This is a genomic window from uncultured Brachyspira sp. (assembly GCF_944390595.1).
In the GTDB taxonomy this organism is placed as follows: Bacteria; Spirochaetota; Brachyspiria; order Brachyspirales; family Brachyspiraceae; genus Brachyspira.
Genome location: NZ_CALXRN010000052.1, coordinates 1 through 3,137, shown reverse-complemented (window position 1 = coordinate 3,137; position 3,137 = coordinate 1). Strand labels below are relative to the sequence as shown.

Here is a 3,137-nt window from a genome sequence, read left to right as displayed (position 1 = left end):
CTATATCATGCAAATATTCTCCAAAGGCTGGAGATAAACTTTCAAACAGCGATATGCAGACATTGCTTGATTTGCTTGAAGAAGAAAATATACTTACAAACTGCCCTCATGGAAGACCTTTTGTATTAAGGCTATCAAAAGAATATTTAGATAAAAAATTCTTTAGATAATACAATTTATTATTTTACTACTAATAAACTTATAAAAAAATAGCTTGTTAATTTATGATTAGAACATTAGCTTTACATTTATAGTTATTTTAGTATAATAAAGTTATGAGAAGTATTAATGTTTTGAATGACTATTTTGTGAGATATTTATTCTCATCGCCAGACAGTAACCTTATACTTCTTGATTTTATAAATTCAATAATGCTTGATTCTAATATGAAGACATTTAGAAGTGTAGAGATACTTACTCCATTCAATTATAAGGAAAATTATCAAGATAAAGAAACAATAGCAGATGTTAAATGCATAACTAAAAATGGTACAGTTGTCATTATAGAAATACAGTTACAAGGTAATTCAAGATTTCCAGAACGTATATTATATTATTGGGCATCTAATTACAGTAAATTATTAAAACATGGAGAAAAGTATGATGCTTTAACACCTGTAATAAGTATCAACTTACTTAATTTCAATTTAGATGATAATGACTCCATACATTCTTGCTATATGATTTATGACACAAATAATAAAAGATTACTTACCGATCATTTACAAATTCATATAATTGAACTCAAGAAATTTAAATATAATATATTACAGCCAGATTTAAATTGCTGGCTTAAATTTTTCACAATGAAGGATAATAAGGGGGAAATTATGTCAGATTTAGTAAAAGAAAAACCTATAATGGAAGAAGTACAGAAAAGATACAATAACTTTATTAAAGATAGATTAATGATGAATGAGTATGATAAAAGAGAAGCTTATCTATATGGCAATCAAATAATGCTAGAGGAAGAAAGAAGATTAGGAATTAAAGAAGGAATAGAACAAGGTGAAAAAAATAAAGCAATATCTATGGCAAAGAATATGAAAGCTAGAGATATGGATTTAAATCTTATAAGTGAATTAACAGGCTTAAGTATAGAAGAAATAAAAAACTTGTGAGTGCCTGACATTCGTAATAATGCGAACAAGTTTTTTGTGTATAAATAAAAATAAAAAAATTATGAGCATATGACAAATTCGCCTAAGGCGGTCATATACTATACCGAAGGTACGCAGAGCGAGAGAATAATTTTTTATAAAAATAAAACTATAATAAAAATTTATTTTTATTTAAAAGCATAAAATAAATTCATTAATTTTATATTTAATAAAATCCATTTTAATTGACAAAGTATAATAATTAATATATAATCAGCATATACTTAGGGGGTATATATGAAAAAAGTATTTATTATATTATTCTTGTTTAATATTCTTTTATATTCTAAAACTTTAGATGAATCGTTATTTTCCGCTGTAGAAAATAATAATATAAAAAAAGTTAAGTCATATTTAGAGCAAGGTGCAAACTGTAATGCATTAGATTCTTATGATAGAACAGCTTTAATAAATGCTTCTGTAAGCGGATATTATGATATAGCAAAATTACTTATAGAAGAAGGTACTGATGTCAATATTCAAGATAAAGCAGGTGCTACAGCATTAATGTATACTGCTAGAGATACAAATTATGAAATGGTTGAATTTTTATTAAAAAATGGTGCCGATGTAAACATTAGAGATACAGCAGGAGAAACTGCATTATATTATAGTATTGAGCATAATAGTCGCGGACAAGAAAATGAAACAGAAAATGCTGTAAAAATACTTAATTTATTAATAAAATATGGTGCTGATGTAAATACTAAAAACGATGAAGGAACATCTCTTCTTGATATATCCTATAGAATTTCAGAATCTTTTGATAAAAATAAAGAAATGTTTAAAATATTAGTTGAAAATGGTTTTGATTTAGAGTCAAGAATAAAGACGGGTAGATCTGATTATGATTATACTCCTTTAATGATAGCAGCTTTAAGAAATGACTATGATATGGTTAAATTTTTAGTTGAAAAAGGTGCCGATGTAAATGCTAAAACACATTCTGAACATAGCTCAGTAGAAACTCCCCTATTACTCTCATTAGATAATGAACATCCTGACTATATATATTATTATTATAAAAATGAAAATTCATCTGCTGCAGAATTTTTAATAAATAATGGTGCAGATATAAATGTAACAAATGAGGATGGAGAGACACCTTTAATGTATGCTTCCAAACTTCATAATATAAAAGTGGCAGAACTTCTAATACAAAAAGGTGCAGATATAAATGTAACAAATGAGGATGGAAAGACACCTTTAATGTATGCTTCCAAACTTCATAATATAAAAGTGGTAGAACTTCTAATACAAAAAGGGGCAAATATAAATGCCCAAGATAATGTAGGATACACAGCTTTAATGTATGCTTCCAGAATTCATAATATAAAAGTGCTAGAACTTCTAATACAAAAATGTGCAGATATAAATGCTTTCAATAATTATGGAAATACAGCCTTAATGTATGGTGTAAATAATTTAGAAACAGTAAAATTATTAGTTGAAAACGGTGCTGATGTAAACTCTCAGAAAGGAGGAAGTACTGCTTTAATATTAGCATGTAAACCTAGTTTGGAAATAAATATAGACGTAATAAAATATTTAGTTTCAAAAAATGCTGATATAAATGCCCAAGATAATGAAGGATACACAGCTTTAAACAAAACTCTTACTACTATGCCAGACTTTGAAATAGCTCATTTTTTAATAGAGCAAGGTGCTGATGTAAACATAAAGAATAAAAACCAATATACTCCTTTGATACATCTTGGTATGCTTGAAGGTAGTTTTTATAATATAAGTTTTCAGGAAAATCGTATAAAATTAGCTGAAGTTTTATTAGAAAAAGGTGCAGATATTAATGCTCAAGATTATAATGGATACACTTCTTTAATGTGGGCTTGTACAAGAAAATCTAATGAATCATTTGTTAAATTTCTAGTAGAAAAAGGAGCCGATGTAAATATAGAAGATGACGATGGAGATACTGCTTTAGATATGGCAGAGAATCTTGAACTTAGAGAAATTGCA

General features: G+C 27.0%; 2 protein-coding genes. Both read left to right on the top strand.

Annotated features, from left to right (window positions below; genetic code table 11):
- The first annotated feature begins 275 nt into the window (after positions 1 to 275).
- A complete protein-coding gene (locus Q0J90_RS02870; RefSeq protein ID WP_297276476.1) occupies positions 276 to 1,121 on the top strand; it encodes an Rpn family recombination-promoting nuclease/putative transposase in 846 nt (281 codons plus the stop codon).
- Between the two features lie 276 nt (positions 1,122 to 1,397).
- Positions 1,398 to 3,137, top strand: a 1,740-nt coding sequence (locus Q0J90_RS02865) for an ankyrin repeat domain-containing protein (protein ID WP_297276475.1), incomplete at its 3' end; no start/stop codon positions are given.

Excerpts from the sequence above, each read along its gene's own strand:
- Q0J90_RS02870 (WP_297276476.1), top strand. The coding sequence starts at position 276 with ATGAGAAGTATTAATGTTTTGAATGACTATTTTGTGAGATATTTATTC.